The 18813-nt window shown below is 67.8% G+C and carries 14 protein-coding genes and 1 tRNA gene; 8 read left to right on the top strand and 7 right to left on the bottom strand.

Annotated elements, in window-relative coordinates; all coding sequences use genetic code 11:
• Positions 1-27 precede the first annotated feature (27 nt).
• A tRNA-Lys gene (locus ACFXN1_RS35605) sits at positions 28-103 on the top strand.
• A gap of 230 nt (positions 104-333) precedes the next feature.
• Here ACFXN1_RS35605 and ppgK read toward each other — a convergent pair.
• On the bottom strand, positions 334-1173 hold the full coding sequence (gene ppgK / locus ACFXN1_RS35600) for a polyphosphate--glucose phosphotransferase (protein ID WP_379436878.1): 840 nt from the start codon (positions 1171-1173) through the stop codon (positions 334-336).
• Between the two features lie 458 nt (positions 1174-1631).
• Between ppgK and ACFXN1_RS35595 the strand changes: the two genes are divergently transcribed.
• Positions 1632-1787, top strand: coding sequence for a hypothetical protein (locus ACFXN1_RS35595; protein WP_379436876.1), 156 nt, complete (start codon positions 1632-1634; stop codon positions 1785-1787).
• The gene (locus ACFXN1_RS35590; protein ID WP_379436875.1) at positions 1772-3232 is read left to right on the top strand and encodes an FAD-dependent oxidoreductase; all 1461 of its coding nucleotides are present in this window, start codon (positions 1772-1774) and stop codon (positions 3230-3232) included. The genes ACFXN1_RS35595 and ACFXN1_RS35590 overlap by 16 nt, the downstream gene beginning before the upstream one ends.
• A 114-nt stretch (positions 3233-3346) precedes the next feature.
• Here ACFXN1_RS35590 and ACFXN1_RS35585 read toward each other — a convergent pair whose 3' ends face one another.
• The 3 genes from ACFXN1_RS35585 to ACFXN1_RS35575 are packed head-to-tail and all read right to left on the bottom strand — an operon-like array spanning position 3347 to position 8439.
• A complete protein-coding gene (locus ACFXN1_RS35585) occupies positions 3347-4822 on the bottom strand; it encodes a flavin-containing monooxygenase (protein WP_379436873.1) in 1476 nt (491 codons plus the stop codon).
• Positions 4823-4870: 48 nt separating this feature from the next.
• Positions 4871-7063 carry an MMPL family transporter gene (locus tag ACFXN1_RS35580; protein WP_379436872.1) on the bottom strand — a complete coding sequence of 731 codons (2193 nt, stop codon included), beginning with the start codon at positions 7061-7063 and terminating at the stop codon, positions 4871-4873.
• Between the two features lie 2 nt (positions 7064-7065).
• Positions 7066-8439: a cytochrome P450 gene (locus tag ACFXN1_RS35575; RefSeq protein ID WP_379463781.1), complete on the bottom strand. Its 1374-nt coding sequence runs from the start codon at positions 8437-8439 to the stop codon at positions 7066-7068.
• Between the two features lie 392 nt (positions 8440-8831).
• Between ACFXN1_RS35575 and ACFXN1_RS35570 the strand changes: the two genes are divergently transcribed.
• Genes ACFXN1_RS35570 through ACFXN1_RS35555 form a run of 4 tightly spaced genes read left to right on the top strand, consistent with a single transcriptional unit; the run spans position 8832 to position 13523 of the window.
• Positions 8832-9872: a 3-oxoacyl-ACP synthase III family protein gene (locus ACFXN1_RS35570; RefSeq protein ID WP_379436869.1), complete on the top strand. Its 1041-nt coding sequence runs from the start codon at positions 8832-8834 to the stop codon at positions 9870-9872.
• Positions 9869-10789, top strand: a complete 921-nt coding sequence (locus ACFXN1_RS35565) for a hypothetical protein (protein ID WP_379436867.1) — start codon at positions 9869-9871, stop codon at positions 10787-10789. Before ACFXN1_RS35570 ends, ACFXN1_RS35565 begins: the two co-directional genes overlap by 4 nt.
• Positions 10786-12504, top strand: a complete 1719-nt coding sequence (locus ACFXN1_RS35560; protein WP_379436866.1) for a fatty acid CoA ligase family protein — start codon at positions 10786-10788, stop codon at positions 12502-12504. Before ACFXN1_RS35565 ends, ACFXN1_RS35560 begins: the two co-directional genes overlap by 4 nt.
• Positions 12501-13523, top strand: coding sequence for an NAD-dependent epimerase/dehydratase family protein (locus tag ACFXN1_RS35555; protein WP_379400869.1), 1023 nt, complete (start codon positions 12501-12503; stop codon positions 13521-13523). Before ACFXN1_RS35560 ends, ACFXN1_RS35555 begins: the two co-directional genes overlap by 4 nt.
• A 99-nt stretch (positions 13524-13622) precedes the next feature.
• Here the strand turns inward: ACFXN1_RS35555 and ACFXN1_RS35550 are convergent, their stop codons facing one another.
• Together ACFXN1_RS35550 and ACFXN1_RS35545 are read right to left on the bottom strand one after the other, a co-directional pair.
• Positions 13623-15032, bottom strand: a complete 1410-nt coding sequence (locus ACFXN1_RS35550; protein WP_379436865.1) for a wax ester/triacylglycerol synthase family O-acyltransferase — start codon at positions 15030-15032, stop codon at positions 13623-13625.
• A 24-nt stretch (positions 15033-15056) separates the two neighbouring features.
• Entirely contained in the window at positions 15057-16394 is a 1338-nt protein-coding gene (locus tag ACFXN1_RS35545; RefSeq protein ID WP_379463780.1) for a cytochrome P450, read from the bottom strand.
• A 261-nt stretch (positions 16395-16655) separates the two neighbouring features.
• Between ACFXN1_RS35545 and ACFXN1_RS35540 the strand changes: the two genes are divergently transcribed.
• Positions 16656-17921: a PucR family transcriptional regulator gene (locus ACFXN1_RS35540; protein ID WP_379436862.1), complete on the top strand. Its 1266-nt coding sequence runs from the start codon at positions 16656-16658 to the stop codon at positions 17919-17921.
• Positions 17922-17938: 17 nt separating this feature from the next.
• Here the strand turns inward: ACFXN1_RS35540 and ACFXN1_RS35535 are convergent, their stop codons facing one another.
• Positions 17939-18772, bottom strand: a complete 834-nt coding sequence (locus tag ACFXN1_RS35535; RefSeq protein WP_379436861.1) for an SAM-dependent methyltransferase — start codon at positions 18770-18772, stop codon at positions 17939-17941.
• Positions 18773-18813: the final 41 nt, after the last annotated feature.

Below are 18813 nucleotides of genomic sequence, written 5' to 3'. Positions count from 1 at the left end.
AAGCCCAAGCCCCCTGGGGAGTAACACGCGCCATTAGCTCAATTGGCAGAGCAGCTGACTCTTAATCAGCGGGTTCGGGGTTCGAGTCCCTGATGGCGCACCACGAAAGGCCCCTTCCAACAGCAGCAATGCTGAACGGGAGGGGCTTTTCTCGTTGGCACTGCACACTACGCCACACACCAACCGCTCCGATCAGATGCTGTTGCGTCGAGCGCCGTTCGGGCCCAGAGAGTTCGGCGCGGAAGCAGACCACAACTGCCCGTTTCCATCGGGGGCCGACGCATTGCACCATTTGCCACCCGGGCACCACAACGGCCGGGCCCCGCTGATCAATCAATCCCAGCGAAGACGACCGCTGCCGCCGAGCGGGCTGGTTGCGTGCGTTGGATCGGCACGCGCAGCCACTGCTGCCCCTACGATCCCCGCAGTGTTCTGCAACGCGGCGGCCACCACCGGCGTGCGGTTCTTCAGCAACGGAATCCATTTGTCGCCCTTGCGGCTGACCCCGCCACCAGCGATGAACAGGTCGGGCGACATCGCGTTTTCGATGGCGACCAGCACCTTCGTCACCTCCGGGGCCCACCGCTTGTAGCTCCAGGCGTGCCTTTCCTTGACCGACACGGCGCCCCGAAGCTCGGCCTCCATTCCGCCGACCTCGATGTGACCGAATTCAGTGTTGGGCAACAACACCCCGTCATGGATCACCGCTGAACCGATGCCGGTGCCGAACGTCAGCAGCACAATGACGCCGTCCTTGTCCTTGCCGGCCCCGAACTGGACTTCGGCCAATCCCGCCGCGTCGGCGTCATTGAGCAAGGTCACCGGCTGTCCGCCGAGTTCGGCGCTGATCACCTCTTGGGCGTTCACTCCGATCCAAGACTTGTCGAGGTGCGCGGCAGTACGGACTACGCCGCCACTGACCACGCCCGGATAGGTGACACCAAGCGGCGCGTCCCACTGGAAGTGCTTCACCACCTCTCGGATCGTATCGGCGAGAGCCTCCGGAGTAGCCCGCCGCGGGGTCGGGAGTCTGAAGCGGTCGCCGATCAGCCGCCCGGTGCCGAGATCGACGACGCCACCCTTCACGCCGCTACCGCCCACGTCGATGCCGAAGCCCCAGCGATGCGGCCCCTGGCTCGGCGTTTCGGTGACCGAAGCAGTGGTACCGGTCATGGACACTCCAGTACGTGGCGGCGGCGGCCCGGGGTCGGCTCGCCCCACAGATTCCGGGCTGGTCGTTACTGTGGGTTTCATCGAGTCCCCTGGTCACGAATCGGATATCGAGGCAGAGATTTCGGGAGGCTGCCCGTATTCCAACAAAAGGGCGCAAAGAGTTCATTCACAACGGCACTGCCCGCTTCGGGCACCCCGCTGAACGGACACGGCGCATGTCAGGGACATACCCCCAATATTGATGGTGCACATAACATCAAGCTTCTATTCTCTCCCCCGGACCGATATTCCTGCTACCTGCAAAAGCGGGCGACCCCGGCATAGGTGCGTGCGCACCCTTCTGCATGCTGCTGTGCTGGTAGGCGTGCACGGTGGCCTCGATGGTCTCGGGATCGAGATCGGCGGTGAGGCGGGTAAAGCCGGCGTATGACTGGCTGTGCCCCTGTCATGCTTGCGGTATGGCGGCAGGGGCGGTCGAAATGTTCGAGCGGCATCGGGCACGATTGCTCGGTCTGGCGTATCGAATGCTCGGTTCGGCGGCTGACGCCGAAGACACTCCGATGGCCTGCCACGGAATCGCCGCGATCGAGGAGCAGTCGTGGACACGCCTGTGAACTCTGCCGATGTCATCGTGGTGGGTGGTGGCCCCACCGGTATGACGGCCGCCGGTGATCTCGCTCGCGCCGGACGGTCGGTGACCGTGCTGGAGCGATGGCCGCAGATCAACCCGGCCAGCCGGGCATTCGCGACCATGGCTCGCACCCTGGAGATCCTCGACGCCCGCGGTCTGGCCGAGGATCTACTCGCACAGGGCAGCACCACACCGGCGGTGAACCTGTTCGCGGGCGCGAAGGTCGATCTGACTCATCTGCCCTCGCGGTACCGCTGCGGGCTGATCACGCCGCAGACCAATGTCGACCAGGCCCTGGCCCGCTATGCCGAAGCACAGGGAGCGGATATCCACCGCGGTGTCGAGGTCGTCGGCCTGGTGCAGGATCGCGACCGTGTCACGGTGACGACCCAGCACAAGGACGCACCGGTGGACACCGAGACAACCCGTTGGCGCGCACCGTATCTGGTGGCCGCCGACGGTGCCCACAGCACCATCCGAACCCTGCTCGGGGTGGAATTCGCGGGCAAGTCGGTGTTGTCCTCGGTAGTGCTGGCCGATGTGCTCCTCACCAATGGACCAGCCGGTGTGGCTTTGACGCTCGGCGACACTCACGACTGCTTCGGATTCCTCGTCCCCTACGGCGACGGTTCCGGCTCCCGCTGGTACCGGTCGATGACCTGGGATCGCCGCAACCAGCTGCCGGACTCCGAGCCGGTGGACGAGCACGAGGTGGAGGACGTGCTCACGCGGGCGATGGGACGTGATGTCGGCGTAGCCGAGATCAGCTGGTGTTCCCGCTTCCACTGCGATGAGCGCCAGATCCACGAATACCGTTCCGGACGTGTGTTTTTCGCAGGCGACGCCGCACACGTGCACTCCCCGATGGGCGGGCAGGGCATGAACACCGGCATCCAGGATGCCGCCAATCTCGCTTGGAAACTGGACGCCGTCCTCGGCGGCGCGAACGACGCGGTGCTCGACACCTACCACGCCGAACGCCACCCTATCGGCCGCCGTGTCCTGCGGCAAAGCGGCGCGATGATGCGCGCGGTCACGGTGAAACCGCGCGTCGCGCGCTGGATGCGGGACCGCATCGCCCCGAAAGTGCTTGGCTTCGGCCCGATCTCGGACGCGATCGCGGGCAGCTTCGCCGGAGTTACCCTGCGCTACCCGTCCGGCCGCGGCCAGTCTCCGTTGGTCGGAACCCGCGCCACGGAGACTCCCCTGCGGGGAGACCGGCTCACCGTGCTACAGCGCACACCCGGCTTCGTCCTCATCCGGGAACGCGGCGCCGCCCCCGTCGCAACGAATCTCATCCAAGCCGAACGTACCGACACCGGCCCCGCCCTGCTGGTGCGTCCCGACAGCTACATCGCCTGGGCCGGACGCACCGCCGCCGACCACGGCTGGCGCGACACCCTAGCCTTCTGGACCCAAAAGAGTTGAGCCCCAACCCTGTCGAAAGGCGGCTTCGCGGCCGACAGGCAGGCCCTGCATAGTCAGGGTGCCAACGCCGACAAGCGGTTCCTCCTGACCTCACCAGGGTGAGCGTGGTCATGCTCAGACCTGCTGCCAGTCCTCGAGGCGGAGGTGGCGGCGGTCGCGGCGGAGGGTCCAGGTGCCGCCCGGGTAGGTGAGGGTGTTGGTGCCTTCGGGGTCTACGAAGTAGCTGGTGCAACCGCCGGTGGACCAGATTCGGGTGCTGAGGAGAGTGCGGGCTCGCGATACCCAGGCGCGTTCGGCGGATTGTGCAGGGGTGTAGCGGGGGACGGCGTGGGTGTGCATGTGGGTGATGGTGCGCGCTATGAGGCGAGCGGTGGGTTCGATGGCCAGGAATTGGGAGGTGTGGGGCAGGGCGGTGTTGGGGCCGGTGACGGCGAAGAGGTTGGGGAGGCCGGCGAAGGCTATGCCGCGGTAGGCCGTGAAGCCGTCCTCGGTGAATTTCGTTCGAGTGGACGTGGTTTCGGTGCGGAAGTCGGGGAAGCGGGCGATGGAGTCCTGGACGTGGAAGCCGGTGGCCCACACGATGGCGTCGACTTCGTGGTGGGCGCCGTCTGCGGTGCGCAGGCCGGTGGGGGTGATCTCGATGATCTTTTCTGTGACGAGGTCGACGGTGGGCCGGGCGAAGGCGGCATAGTACTCGTCGGACACCATCGGGCGCTTGCAGCCGAAGCGGTAGTCGGGGACCAGCTTTCGGCGAACCTCGGGATCGGGAACCTGATGCCGCAAGGCGGCCAGGCAGATTCGCTCGTAGAGTCGCACCAGGCGGGGATGGAACTCGGCGAAGTGCAGCGCCTCCAGGAAGGCGAAGACGAAGCCGCGGGCGGCGAGCCGCAGCGGTGGGATGTGGCGGAACAGGCTCCGGACCGCCGGCGGGATGGGGCGATCGCCGCGGGGCAGCACCCAGGCGGCGGTGCGCTGGAAGGACACCACCCCTCCGGCGGTGCGCGCCAGGGCGGGCACGATCTGCACGGCGCTCGCGCCCGCACCGACCACGGCGATACGCTTGCCGGCCGGCTCGAAGTCTCGATCCCAGGTGCTCGAATGCATTTGCGGGCCGGTGAATTCGGTGCGGCCCGGGATGTCGGGGATGGCGGCGGTGTGCAGTGAGAAGTACCCCATGACGACGGCACGCGCCCGCACCGTCCGGCCGTCGCTCAGCCGGATCACCCATTCCGCGGCGGCTTCGTCGAAATCCGCGTCGGCCACTTCGCTGTTCAGCTGAACATGCCGTCGCAGGTCGAAGCGATCCACCACCGACTCGGTGTATGCGCGCAGCTCGGGCTGGGGCGCGTAGAGGCGCGTCCATTCCGTATTCGGTGCGAACGAATACGAATACAGCACCGAGGGCACATCGACCGCGCATCCGGGATAGACATTGTCCCGCCAGGTGCCACCGATGGCGTCGGCCCGCTCGAGCATGACGAAGTCGTCCATGCCGAGGCGGCGGAGATTGATCGCCACAGCCAGACCGCTGAATCCGGTGCCGATGATGGCGACGTCGTAACGGTCGGGGCCGGAGGGGGACTCGGACATGCGGGCACCTCGGTTCGTGAATGAGAAGTAGTGATGGGCGGCGAATCGTCAGGCGGAGACGGCCGCGACTTCGGCGGGCGCGGCGCTGCTTTCGCGCATCCCGAATCGGGTGTGCAAGCGGCGCAGCGGTCGCGGAGCCCACCAGGTCCAGCGTCCGCCCAGGCGCAGCATCGCCGGGAGCAGGAATCCGCGCACCACGGTGGCGTCGGCCAGCACCGCCAGCGGCAGCCCGATGCCGAAGGCCTTCATGAAGGTGATGTCGGAGGCGAGAAAGCCCAGGAACACGATGGAAATGAGGACCGCGGCCGCGGTGACGATGCGGCCGATCCGCTCCAGCCCGATCGCGACCGACGCCGTTGCGTCCCCGGTGCTCTCGTACTCCTCACGGATGCGGGCCAGCAGGAAGACCTGATAGTCCATGGCCAGCCCGAAGGCGACGGCGAACAGCATGACCGGCACCACCGCCGACAGGTCGCCCGTGGGGGTGAACCCGAGCAGCCCGGACAGCCTGCCCTCTTGGAAGATCCACACCAGTGCGCCGAAGGTGGCGGTCAGGCTCAGCGCGCTCAGGATCAGCGCCAGCACCGGCACCAGCACGCTGCCGGTCAGCAGGAACAGCAGCAGCGCCATGGCGATCACCACAAAACCGAGCGCGAAGGGCGCTCGCGCGGTCAGGGCGTGGATGGCGTCCATATTGGCCGCGTCCACCCCGCCGACCAGCGCCCGCGACGGTGCAGGAGTGGCGCGGACGGCGCGGATGACGGCGTCCACCGTCCGCGGGTCCGTGGTGGTGGGCACCACGGAAAGGTAAGCGGCATTGCCGGTTTCGAACCGGTGATGGGCGGTGGTGGCGGGTATCGCGAGCGCGCCCCTGATGTAGCTGCCCGTCGCGGTATCCACGCGTGCGACATCGTCGAGCGATGACAGCGCCACGGCGTACTCGGCGACCCCGGTCTTGCTGTCCGGCAGCACCACGAACAGTCCGCTGAGTTCGGCCGCATCGAAATCGCGCTGTACCGTTTCGGCCACCTGCCGCGCGGACGACCCCGCCGGCATGGACCGATAGTCGGGAAAACCGGGGTGGAAGCGCAGGAACGGCAGCCCCAGGGCGAGCAGCAACGCCACCGTGACGGTGGCGACCGGAATCGGCCGCCGCATGACCATTGTCGCGAGCCGGTGCCAGAAGCCCTGGTCCAGCGCGCGGGAGTCGCTGCCGGACACGCGTTTCCGGCCGATCCGGAACCTGTCGATGCGATCGCCCGCCACCAGCAGAATCGCCGGCAAGACCGTCAGCGAGACCACGGCGGCGGTGAGCGCCACCGCGATCCCGGCATACCCGATCGACCGCACCGCCAGCAGCGGGAAGATCAGCATGGACGACAGCGCGACGGCCACGGTCAGCGCGGAGAAGGCCACGGTCCGCCCCGCGGACCCCATGGTCGTGATCAGCGCCGCGCGCGGATCGGCGGCCGTGGCGAGCTCCTCGCGATACCGATTGACGATCAGCAGGCTGTAGTCGATCGCCAGGCCCAGCCCGAGCAGCGAGGCCACATTGGTGGCGGTGGAGGACAATTCGGTGAACTCTGCCAGCAACCAGAGCACACCCATGGTGAGCATGGTGGTGACGGTTCCGGTGATGAGCGGTAGCGCCGCGCCCACCACGGTCCCGAAGACCACGAGCAGCGCGATCAGGGTCAGCGGAAACGCCACGGCCTCACCGGCGGCCACGTCCTTCTGCCCCTGCTGCACGGTTTCGTGCATCATCATGGCGTACCCGCCGACCCGGACTTCGATCCCGTCGTGCGTACCGCCGAATTCCGGTGCCAGATCGGCGATCCGGTGGTCGATCCGCATTTCATCGCCCATCATCGTCGCGACGATGAGGCCCTGACGGCCGGTCTTGTCGCGCAGCGCGGGCAAGTGCCCCGAGGTCCAGTACGACATCACCCCGGAGACATCGGACTCGGCCTGCAGACGCCGCACAAGTTCCGTTGCGGCATGCGTGGATTCGGCATCATCGATGGTCCGGCCGGCGTCCACGAGCAACACCAGGTTCGGCGCGCCCTGGCCGAAGTGGTCCCGCAGCGCACCGGCGGCCGTGCTGGATTCCGCACTCGGGTCGAAGTATCCGCCACCCTGCAGCTTGCCGAACAGCGTGGTGCTCGCCAGTCCGGCGAGCACCGCCAACACCCCGGCGACGACCAGCACCGCACGATGCCTGCGCACTACGAATCGCACCACGGTCAGCGCGCCTCGGCCCGCATGAGCAACTTCTCCGGATGCACCAGCGCGCCGATCACGGTCTCCCGCACCGGAATACCCGGCACCGGCCGCAGCCGCCAGCGGGCGCAGATGGTCGCCACCTGCAGGGCGATCTCGGTGAGCGCGAACACGTTTCCGGGGCACTGCCGGGCGCCCATGCCGAACGGGATGTGCGCGCCCTTGGACATGTCCGCCATCCGCTCGGGCAGCCACCGGTCCGGATCGAAACGCTGCGGATCGGGATGCACGACGGGATCTCGATGCACTGCCACGGGACAGACGAAAAGCATACTGCCACCGGGGATTTCGATACCTCCCAGCGTGTACGGGGTGGGCACGTGCCGGACCGTCAGCCACGGCGAATACTTGCGCAGCGTCTCGAGCACAATGCGCTTGGTGATCTCGAGCTCGGCCAGGTCGCCGAACTCCGCGGCCCGCGTGTCACCCTCCGTGCGCAACACGGCGTCCACCTCGGCGTGCAGCGCGGCCTCCACCTCGGGATTCTGCCCGAGCTCGTGGCACACCCAGGCCAGCGTCGCCCCGATGGCCTCGGTGCCGCCGACCAGGAAGTTGATCAGCTCGTCGTGCACCTGGGAGTCGGTGAGCGCATCCCCGGATTCGTCGCGGGCCTTGAGCAGCGTGTCGAGCAGATCACCGTGATCGAGGTCCGGATCCGCGGCGAGTTCGGCGCGGTACGCCGCGATAATGGTGCCGGTGGCCGCCTTCATCTCCACCACCAGGCGGTCGAACCGGCGATTGCCGGGCAGCGGCAGCCGGTCGATCCAGGCGGGCCGTGTGACGCGCCGGGAGAGCAGGGTCATGACCGGCGGCAGCAGGCGGTGGATGTGTTCGGCTGTCTCGGAACCGAGTTCGCCGGTGAACAGCGATCCGGCCACGGTGCGCAGCGCCAGGTCGTGCATCTGCTCGTTGACCGCGAGGAAATCACCGTTGCGCCAGGACGCGGCGCGCTCCGCCCCGAGCCGTGTCATGACCGCCGCGTAGCGCGCGATCCGGGACTTCGCGAAGGCGGGTGCGATCATGCGCCGTTCGCGCCGATGCCGCTGGCCCTGGAGCACGGTCACGCCCTCACCGAGCAGCGCCTCGGCGCGTTCGATCATCAGCCCCTGGTCCGACAGCGCCACGAACGCCTCGCGGACCAGCTCGGGATCGGTGACGACATAGGTGTCGTAGCCGGGAATCCGCACGCGCACAACCGGTCCCACCGACGAGAGCGTGGACAGGAATCGGTAGGGCCGGCGGCCGAACCGGGGCCAGTGGCCGAGCAGCGGGACCGCGCCGGGCGCGGTGGGTGCCGCGCGATGCGCGATCGGCGTAATGGTGGCGGTGGATGTCATCGCGAAGGTGCTCCAAATCTGGCGGGCCGGATCGCGCGACGACGCGCGGACTCTTGGTGATTGCGGGCGATGGCCCGACTGTCGATTGCCGGAGGGGTGCCGGTTTCGGCCAGCGTAACCAGGAATTCCATGCCGTCGCAACCGGACTTTCGTCTTTGTCTCCGGAGCCAAAATCCGTTGTCGCTATTGGTTTTCCGGGAGCAGTGACATTTGATATGACACCGCCTCCGGGTGATGTCTGTCGCTCTCGGGACCGAGTTTCCTTGACACCGTATGGTGCTCGTCTCTAGCGTCCGGGGAATCCGAACCGAGCCACTGTTCGCCTCGTTCGATTCACATGGACGGCCCACTCGCCGGTTCCATCCATCCCATTACGATCGGGAGTCACGATTGTGAGTGCCGCGCGCCTCGGTGCGCTGGGAGCCGCTCTCCCCCAGCGCGAATACACCACCGACGAAGTACTGGCCCGTATGTCGAGCGGCGGGCAATTCGAAGTCGAGCGGATCACCGGAATCCGCACCCGGCGCATGGTCGACCGGTCCGCGGGCGAGGACAGCCTCTCCCTCGGCGCACGCGCCGCGCAGGACTGCCTGGCGCGCTCGCGGTACGAGGCCACCGACCTCGATGTGATCATCAGCGCCGGCACCACGGTGCACGACGGGTTCCACATGGTGTTCGAGCCCGCCGCCGCCCACGAGATCGCCCGCCGGATCGGCGCGGACCATGCCATGGGCTACGACGTCGTCAATGCCTGCGGTGGCACCATGACCGCGATCTACCTGCTGGAGAACATGATTCGCGCCGGTCTGGTGCGCACCGGCATGGTGGTGACGGCGGAGATCATCTCCCCGGTCACCGAGGGCGCACTCGCCGAGGCGAAGGACGCGCGCGATCTGCAGTTCCCGGCGCTCACCCTGGCCGACGCCGCCGTCGCGGTGATCGTGGACCGTGCCGAGGACGAACACGACCGCATCCACTACGTGGACATGATCACCTGCGCCGAATTCTCGCCGCTGTGTATTGCCAAGCCCAGCGACGCCTCCGAGAACATGATCATGCTGACCGACAATATGACCATGCAGGCGGCCCCCCGCCGGGAAACCTGGGCGAAACTGCACCGCGATCGGCTCGTCAAGCGCGGCACCACCTTCGCCGACGAGAAGTTCGATTTCATCGTCTTCCATCAACTCGGGGCGGCCTTCACCGAGAAGCTGGCCGAATCCGGCGCCAAGATCCACGAGGCGGAAATGCCGCCGCGGCTGGCGACCGTGCACAAATACGCGAATACCGGCGCCAGCACGCATTTCCTCGCGATATACGACTACATATCGCGGGGCGAAATACCGAAGGGTTCCAAGATCTGCGTGGTGCCGACCGCCTCCGGAATGATCTTCGGCGTCATGTCGGCCACTCTCGATTCTCTGGTGGGATGAGCATGTCTGTTGTCATCGAACAATCCGCGATCAGCGCCGCCCCGGCCACCGCGGGATCCATCGACCATGCCGTGGCGGCGGGCCGGGAATGCCTGGAGCGGGCCGGAATCGAGCCCGGCGATATCGACGTCCTGGTCAATGTCGGCATCTATCGGGACGGCAATGTGGTCGAGCCCGCGAACTCCGCGCTCATCCAGCTCGGGCTGCGCATGCACCTGGACTACGAGGCGGGATCGGGCCGCTCCACCTTCTCGTTCGACCTGCGCAATGGCGCGTGCGGGGTGCTGAACGCCGTGCACGCGGCGACCGCGCTGCTGGCCAATGGCACCGCGCAACGGGTGCTGGTCGTCGGCAGTGATGCGCACCCGGGCGGAATCGCCCACCGGCCGGACGACTTCCGGTACGCGACCGTCGGCTCGGCCTGGCTGCTGAGCAAGGGGGTGGACCGGGAGACGGGTTTCGGCCCGCTACGTATTTCCCCGGTGCGCGACCGGGCGGCGGGCGCGAATCCGGGCGTCGCCGGATATCTGGACCTGAAGGCCATGGGAAACGCCGGGCAGCAGACGATTACGGTCGAGGTCGCGCCGGACTACGACACGGTGATCACCGCGACGGCGGCCGATACGCTGCGCGGCTACCTGGCCGATCAGCCCGAAATCGACACGGGCAATACCGTTCTGGTCACCAATAACCCGGTGCCCGGACTCGCGAGCGGCCTCGCGGAGGAATTCGGATTCGCCCGCGGCTACCAGGCGATGACCGGCGACCGCGACGCCGGAAGCTCGGGCCTGGCCATCGCCTACCACCAACTTCGGGAGCAGGGCGCGCTGACGCCGGGCGCCGAGCTGGTATTCCTGGCGGCGGGTTCGGGTCCGATGGCCGGGTGCGTGAGCTACCGAGTGGAAGGGGCCGCGTGAATCCCGTACTCGACGATCCGGATCTGCTGCTGGCGCGCCAGATCGAGAAGTACGCCGATTTGCCCGCCGTCAGCTACCGGACCCGGCCTCCGGGCGGCGCGGGCGGCGTCGGCGTCGGCGCCGCCTTCGACGCGCTGACCTTCGCCGACCTCGGCGAGCGGATCGACGCCTACGCGCGGTCCTTCGCCGAGATCGGAATCACCAAGGGCGTCAAGACGATTGTGATGGTACGGCCCGACCCGGATCTGTTCGCGGTGATCTTCGCGCTGTTCCGGGTGGGCGCGGTGCCGGTGGTAGTGGACCCGGGCATGGGCGTGAATCGCATGCTGCACTGCTTCCGCAGTGTCGGCGCACAGGCGTTCATCGGCGTCCCGGAGGCCCACCTGATCCGGATCGCCGCGCGTCGCACCTTCCGCTCGGTGCGCGTGCACGTCACGGCGGGCGCTCGCTCCTATTGGGGCGGTTACACACTCGCGCAGCTGGCCGAGCGTGGCCGCGCGGGCGAGCCGGTCGCGGTCGCCCACGCGCCCGGGGATCTGCTGATGATCGCGTTCACCACCGGCAGCACGGGCCCCGCCAAGGGGGTGGAGTTCACCCGCGCGGGCTTCGCCGCCTCGCTGCGGGTGGTCACCGATCTGCACGATCGCGCGGACGGTTTCGTCTCACTGGCGACGGTGCCGCTGTTCGGGCTGTTCGATCTGATGCAGGGCGCGCACGTGGTGCTCGGGCCGGTGGATCCGGTGAAGGTGTCGCAGGCCGATCCCGCGCTGCTGGTCGAGGTGGCCCGCGCCTTCCGGATCACCGATCTGACCGCCTCGCCCGCCTTGCTGGGCCCCCTCGGCGCCTATCTGGACCGGACCGGAATCGAGCTGCCCAGCCTCACCACGGTCATTTCGATGGGTGCGCCCGCGAACCTGGAGGCGCTGGTCGCGGTTCGCAACGCGCTCGGGCCGCGGGCCCGGGTCTTCACCACCTACGGTGCGACCGAGGCGCTTCCGCTGACCACCCTGGAGTGGTCGGAGCTCGAAACGCTGCGGGAGCGGACCCGCGACGGGGCCGGCACCTGCGTGGGACGGGCACTGCCGGAGTCCGACAGTGATACCCGAGTGCGGATCATTCGCATCACCGATGACGAAATACCGTTCTGGACAGACGATTTGGAGGTCGTGCCGGGCGAAATCGGCGAGATCGTCGCCACCGGACCGCAGGTCAGTCAGCGCTACCACGGCAACCCGGCCGCCGATGCGCGCGCCAAGATCGACGAACGGCTACCCGACGGCACGCTGCGCCGCTGGCACCGCATCGGCGACCTCGCCCGGCGGGACACCGACGACCGACTGTGGTTCTGCGGCCGCATCTCCCAGCGGGTACGCACCGGCGCCGGGGATCTGTTCACCGTGCAGTGCGAACAGATCTTCAATACCCACCCGGATGTCCAGCGCACTGCGCTGGTCGGCGTCGGCCGGGCCGGCGCGCAGGTGCCGGTGCTCTGCTACGAGCCGCGCGCGGGCGTCGATCGCGGCGCAGGCCCCCGTATCGAGCGGGAATTGCGGCGACTGGCCGAGTCCCACGAGATCACCGCGCCGATCCGCACCTTCCTGCGGCACGACGGCTTCCCGGTCGACATCCGGCACAACGCCAAGATCGGCCGCGAGGTGCTGTCGGAGTGGGCCGGCGCCCGCCTCGGCTACGACAGTGAAGGAAAACAGCGATGAAAGTCCTCGTCACCGGCGGCACCGGATTCCTCGGCAGCCACATCGTCGACCAGGCCCTGGCCGCGGGCGACCAGGTGCGCGTACTCGCCCGCCCCACCGCCGATCTCGGCTATCTGCGCTCGCTGACCGAGGTCGAGATCGTGCACGGCGACCTCGGCGACCCGGAGTCGCTCACCGCCGCCTGCAAGGGCGTGGACGTGGTGCACCACAGCGCCGGCCGGGTGGCCGAGACCGGCCACCGCGACCAGTTCTGGGAGGCCAATGTCGAGGGCACCCGGCGGCTCATGGATGCCGCGCGGCGCGCCGGCACGGGCCGTTTCGTCTTCGTCAGCAGCCCGAGTGTGGCCACCGAATACGATCGCGAGCGGTTCGGCATCGACGAGTCCGAACCCTATGTGCGCAACCCGAAGAGCTACTACGTCGAGACCAAGGCAATTGCCGAGCGTGAGGTGCTGGCGGCGAACGGGCCCGACTTCACCACCTGCGCGCTGCGTCCCCGGATGATCTGGGGGCCGCGCTCGGGCGGCTGGATGACGCTGCTGCTGAACAAGATTCGTTCCGGCCGCCTACCCGATCTGTCGGGCGGCAAGCCGGTGCTGGTGTCGATCACCTACTGCGAGCATGCCGCTCGCGCGTGCGTACAGGCGTCGCGGTCCGACGCGGTGGCCGGGAAGCCCTATTTCCTGGCCGACGCCGAGGATGTCGACCTGTGGGGCTTCGCCCGCGATCTGGCGAGGGCCTTCGACCTGACACCGCCGACCCGGACCATTCCGAAACCGGTGCTGGACGGCATCATCGCGGTCTTCGACACCGTCTGGAAGATCCCCGGGCTGCAGTCGCGCGTCGCACCCCCGCTGTCCAGCTGGACGGTCGCGGCGCTCACGGTGTCGAGCACCTACGACACCGGCGCGGCCCGGCGCGATTTCGGCTATGCTCCCACGATTTCCCTGCGCGACGGGCTGGATCGCTATGTGGCGTGGGCGGAATCGATCGGCGGACTGTCCGCACTTCCGTCCTGATTCACTCTGCCGTCCTGTTTCCCCCACCGTCCTGGTCTGCTCACCAGAACAGCGCAACGCTCCCGGTCCGGAATGGACCGGGAGCGTTGTCGTTTCGTCTCACCCCGCAGACGGCAGGGCGCGTTCCTCCGCGGGCAACAGCAGCGCGGTCAGCTCGTCGAGAGCGGCGTCCAAACCGTCGGTCAGGTACTCCATCGCCGGCAGCTTGTCGGCCGCCCCCAGCACGCCGAAGTGCAGCGCGTCGAGGTAGCCCACACAGGTGACATTGAACGGGTTGCCGTGCATGAGCAGCGAGATCGGGTACAGCGACTCCAGCCGGGCGCCGTTCCAGTACAACGGAGTTCGCGGTCCGGGAACATTGGAGATGCCCATCGGATGCGAGGCCGGAGTGTTGGTGCGGCCCCAGGTCAGTCCCATGATCCACGGCAGGGTGACGGCCAGGCCGTAGCCGATGACCGTATTGGCCGGGAGGCCCGCCATCTCCTGCTTCGCGGCGCGGATGGCCGCGCGGACCGCAGCCAGGCGCTCGGCAGGGTCGGCGATATCGGTACCCAGCGCGGTGAACATCATGCCCGCGCGGGTACCCACCCGGTCGTCGTCGCCTTCCCGCAGGTCCACGGGGACTCCGGCGGTGAGCGGGCGTGCGGGGAGCTCCGCATGTTCGGTCAGGTAGTCGCGCAAGGCCGTGCCGACCAGATACAGCACGATGTCGTTGATCGTGCAGTCGGCGGCCTTGGCCAGCCGCTTGAACCGGCCCAGGTCGTAGCGGCGCAGGGACAGGTCCCGGCGGCCGGTGATCGGCCCGTCGAAGATGGACGCCGGCTGCTGGTAGGCCCGCTGCGCCGGGGTCCGGCCGCGGGCGCGGCGCAGGGCGTCGCGGCCCGCCGTGCCGATGCCGCGCACCAGTTCGAGCACGCCCCGCAGCGTCGCGAGCAGGGTCCGCAACCGACTCGCGGACGGAACCGGCTGCGGTGCATTCGGATTCACGCGGCCGACGGTGAACAGATTCCGTGTGTCCCGATCGGCCGGATCTGTCGAGAAGGTGTCGGTGATCAGCCGCATCAGCGACGCGCCGTCGAACAGGCTGTGATGCACCTTGAGAATGAGGGCGAAGCGGTCCGGCGCCAGGCCCTCGACCAGGTGAATCTCCCACTGCGGCCGGGTCGCATCGAGTTGTTCGCGGTGGATGCGGGCGGCCAGCTCGACGAGTTCGCGGCGGTCACCGGGCCGGTTCAGTTGCCAGGTCCGGATGTGGTCGGCCGGATCGACCTCGGCGGCCTCGCGCATGAGGGCCACCAGGCGGGTCAGCGGACCGCCGACCGGCACCAGATTCCACGGCTGCGGCACCGCGATCGGCGCGACGACCTGTGCGCGCCAGCGCCGGACGAAGCGGGCCGCGTCCCCGTCCGGGACGGTGAACTCCAGCAGGAATGCGACATGCATCGGCATATCGGGTGATTCGAGGGACAGCCAGACGCCGTCGGTGGCCGACAGCCGCTTGATCGCCATGCGCGATCCTTTCGTGCTCGGGGGTCAGTGGGCCGACCGGGGTGTGATATCCAGCCGCATTCCGGTCGGGATGACGGCGAAATGGAAACGGTCCCTCGGTGGTTCGCTGTTCGCCGGCAGCGCGATGTCGAAGTTGCGGCACACCATGCCGGTGACGCTCTTGACCTCCAGCATGGCCAGGCCGCGGCCCGGGCAGAAGCGGGGGCCGGAGCCGAACGGGGTGGAGGCGTCGGGCCGGTGATTGCCGGGGCCCTCGTTCAGCCAGCGATCGGGATCGAAAGTGTGTGGCTCGCTGAAGTTCTCCGCCTGCAGGCCGGCGTGCTGGACATTGACGATGACCCAGGTTCCAGCCGGGATGTGCACCCCGGCGATGGTCCGGTCGACGATCGCTTCCATGCCGATGAGGGGCGTGGTGGGCTGCAGCCGCATGGATTCGGCCGCGACCGCCTCCAGGTAGGGCTGCCGGTCCAGCACCGACGGGATCTCGGCGATCTCCTCCCGAATCCGCTGCTGCACTTCGGGTTTCCCGGCCAGGTGATAGAGCAGCCAGGCCATGGCATTGCTGGTGGTGTCCTGGCCCGCGATGAGGATCGTGAGCGCCTCCGCGAACAGCTCGTCATCGGTGAACGAGCCGCGGCCGTCCTGCGCCAGCAGCAACGCCTCGATGAAATTCGTGGGCCGCTCGGGGAGATTCGCGCGGGCACGGGCGATGACGGTGGTGAGATCCTGCCGCAGGGCCGCCAATGCGCGCTCGAGGGCCCGATCGTCGGGTAGCTTCACAAAGCGCCAGTACGGGAACGGCGTGGCGAGCCGGCGATTCAGGATGGGGAAGATCAGCTCCAAATGGCGCTGAATGACGTCGCCGGATTCTTCGATGGTGTTGATGTCGTAGTCGAAGGTCAGTTTCGCGGTGACATCGACCGTGTAGCGGGTCAATTCGGCGCGCACATCCGCCGGGGACCGGCGTTCCCAGCGCCGGCGCAGGCGTTCGGTAATGGTCTCCAGGGTGGGTTGGAAGCCGCGCAGGTGAGTCGCGTTGAAGGCGGGCATGGCCAGCTTGCGCCGCCGCCGCCATGCCTCGCCCTCCAGGGAGAACAGGCCGTTGGAGCCCATGTCGTCCATGACCGACTCGATAGCGGACTGCCGCCGGAAGCCGCCGGGGCGGTCCCGCAGGATCTCCCGATTGAGTTCGGGATCGCTCACCACCACGATGCGCCGACCGGGCATGCCGACCCGGTACAACGCCCCGTATTCGTCGCTCCAGGAATCGAATTGGCGATGCAGCAGGGAGGGTGTCAATTGCGGGAGATTGCCGACCAGTGGCCATCCTCTGGGCCCCGGTAGATCGTCCACTGACACCATTCGAGAAGTCGAGAGGGACACTACAGGAGCTTAACCGCGAATTGGCTCGAATGCGAAAGATGAAGAACTGCTTTGCATTCGGAGACAAGAAATGCGGTGCGATTTGGTCTCGCGAAACTAATTGACCTGAAATCGAGTGAAAGTGACCGCACCTTGCCAAGCAACCGTTCGGTGTCATGGCGACCAGGGATGATGCAGTGCCGATTGGTATTTCGCACACACTCCTTGGTGCTCGAGTCTGTTCTTGGTGACAATCGGCAGATGCTCGCCCTCGTTCCCCCACTGGGTGATGACTCGCCCGTCCTGGCCCGCCTGCTGCCGCGGCTCCCGGAGATTGCCGCCGGTATCTTCGAAGCCGCACTGGGCGCGGTGCCCGGCCTCGAGAATCTGCCCGAGGACCACTTCGCCGATGTCATGCCCAGCTTGCTGGCCGGGACGGTGGCGTTCATCCGGGCCATCGAGGAGCGGCGCGTGATCACCGCCGAAGAGGTCGCGGAGTACGTCGTCCCGGTGGTGGAGCGGCACGCCGAGGACCGAATCCCCGTGCGCCAGCTCATGACCGGCCTGTTCGGCGGCGCCCGCTATGTCTGGGACGAGGTCGCCGCGACCGCGGAGCCGCACGAGTTGCCCGATATCGTGGCGATCGGCCAGCGGGTGCTCGAGGCGCTCATGCACATCACCATCACCATCTCCGAGGTGCACTCCGACGTCGAGCAGTCCATCTACACGGTCGAACGCGAGGCGCGCCGCGCCCTGTGCTCGGCCCTGCTGCGTGGCGCGCCGGTCGAGGAACTGGCGGCCCGCGCCGACATGGCGCTGGCGGACCGCTACGACGTCCTCACCTTCCACCTGCGCCCCGACCCGCTGGTCCTGGTGGCCGACACCATGGTCACCCGCCGCCGGATCCGGCAGTTCCAGCAGGCACTCGACGCGCTGCTCGGGACGACGGTCCTCAATACCTTCGACGGATCGAACGGAATCGCCCTGCTGCCCAGCAGATCTCGTCCGGTCCCCGAGATCGGCACAGGCCCCTTCGAACGCCTGGCGGCGAGCCTCGCCGAACAGTTCGGCGTCGACGTCTTCCTCGCCGAATGTCGGGGCATCGACCGTGCCGACCTGCCCGGTGCGGCGCGGCAGACCACCGATCTGGCCGAACTCGCCCGCCTGCTCGGCCGCCCCACCGGCGCCTATCGCCTCGACGATCTACTGCTCGAATACCAGCTGACCCGCCCCGGCCCCGCCCGGGACCGCCTGGCCGAACGCATCGCCCCGATCCTGTGCCACCCCCACCTCTTCGAAACCCTCGACGCCCACATCCGGCACGGCTCCGCCGACCGCAAGGCCGCCGCCGCGGTGGTTCACGTCCACCCCAACACCTTCAGCTACCGCCTCCGCCGTGTCGCCGAACTGACCGGTCTGGATCCCAGCGACCCCAACGATTCCCGGCTGCTCGCCGCCGCCCTCACCATCCACCACCTCTACCCGGCCCCCGCCGTTCCGGATCCCGGTGACGGAGCGGCCATGTGACGAAATGCGCGCACCAGCTAGCGTTTGAAGCCGACGCCGCCGACGATGCAGTGCCGCACGGCGTTCAGGGGGGCGAGGCGGGGGCCGTCGGGCCACCAGTCGTCGCAGAGCACCAGGCCCGGGTCGATCATCTGCAGGTCACCGAACAGGGCCTGGATCTGGGCGCGGGTGCGGAAGCGACCGGAGCCCATCGGGCTCTGGACGAACTTCTCCTCCATCTTGCGGGCCAGATCGCTGTACTCGGCGGCCTCCGGATCATGGAAATGGGCGATCGCGACATAGGAACCCGAGGGCAGTGCGTCGATGTAGGTACGCATGAGGGCGGCGGCATCGTCGGCCGGATAGTGGTGCAGCGTCCCGATCTGGAACATCGCCAGCGGGCGGGTGAAGTCGAGTTCGTCGCGGACCTCGGGGTGTTTCAACACCTCGAACGGACGGAAGATGTCGGCAGTGACGATGGAGGTGTTCGGACTGCCGACCAGCAGGGCGTGGGCGTGGGCCAGCACCATGGGGTCGTTGTCCACATAGACGACCCTCGAATCCGGCTTGACGCGCTGCACCACCTGATGGGTGTTCTCGGTGGTGGGCAGGCCCGAGCCCAGATCCAGATACTGGTCGATGCCCGCTTCCTTGGCCAGGAAGCGGCACACACGGATCAGGAAATCCCGGTTGGCCCAGGCCAATTCGGCGACGCCGGGGGCCACCGTGCGGACCTGATCCAATACCCGGCGATCGACCTCGAAATTGTCCTTGCCGTTCAGCGCCGCATCGTAGACGCGGGCGATGCTGGCGCGCGTGGCGTCCACTCCGACCGGTATCGCGCTCGGGTAACCAGGTGCCGGCCCGGACATCCGCGCTCCCCTCGATGCATCCAACCCTCGACCTCGATCAT

This window comes from Nocardia sp. NPDC059154 (assembly GCF_042755705.1).
GTDB lineage: Bacteria > Actinomycetota > Actinomycetes > Mycobacteriales > Mycobacteriaceae > Nocardia.
This window is presented reverse-complemented; position numbering and strand designations above follow the sequence as displayed.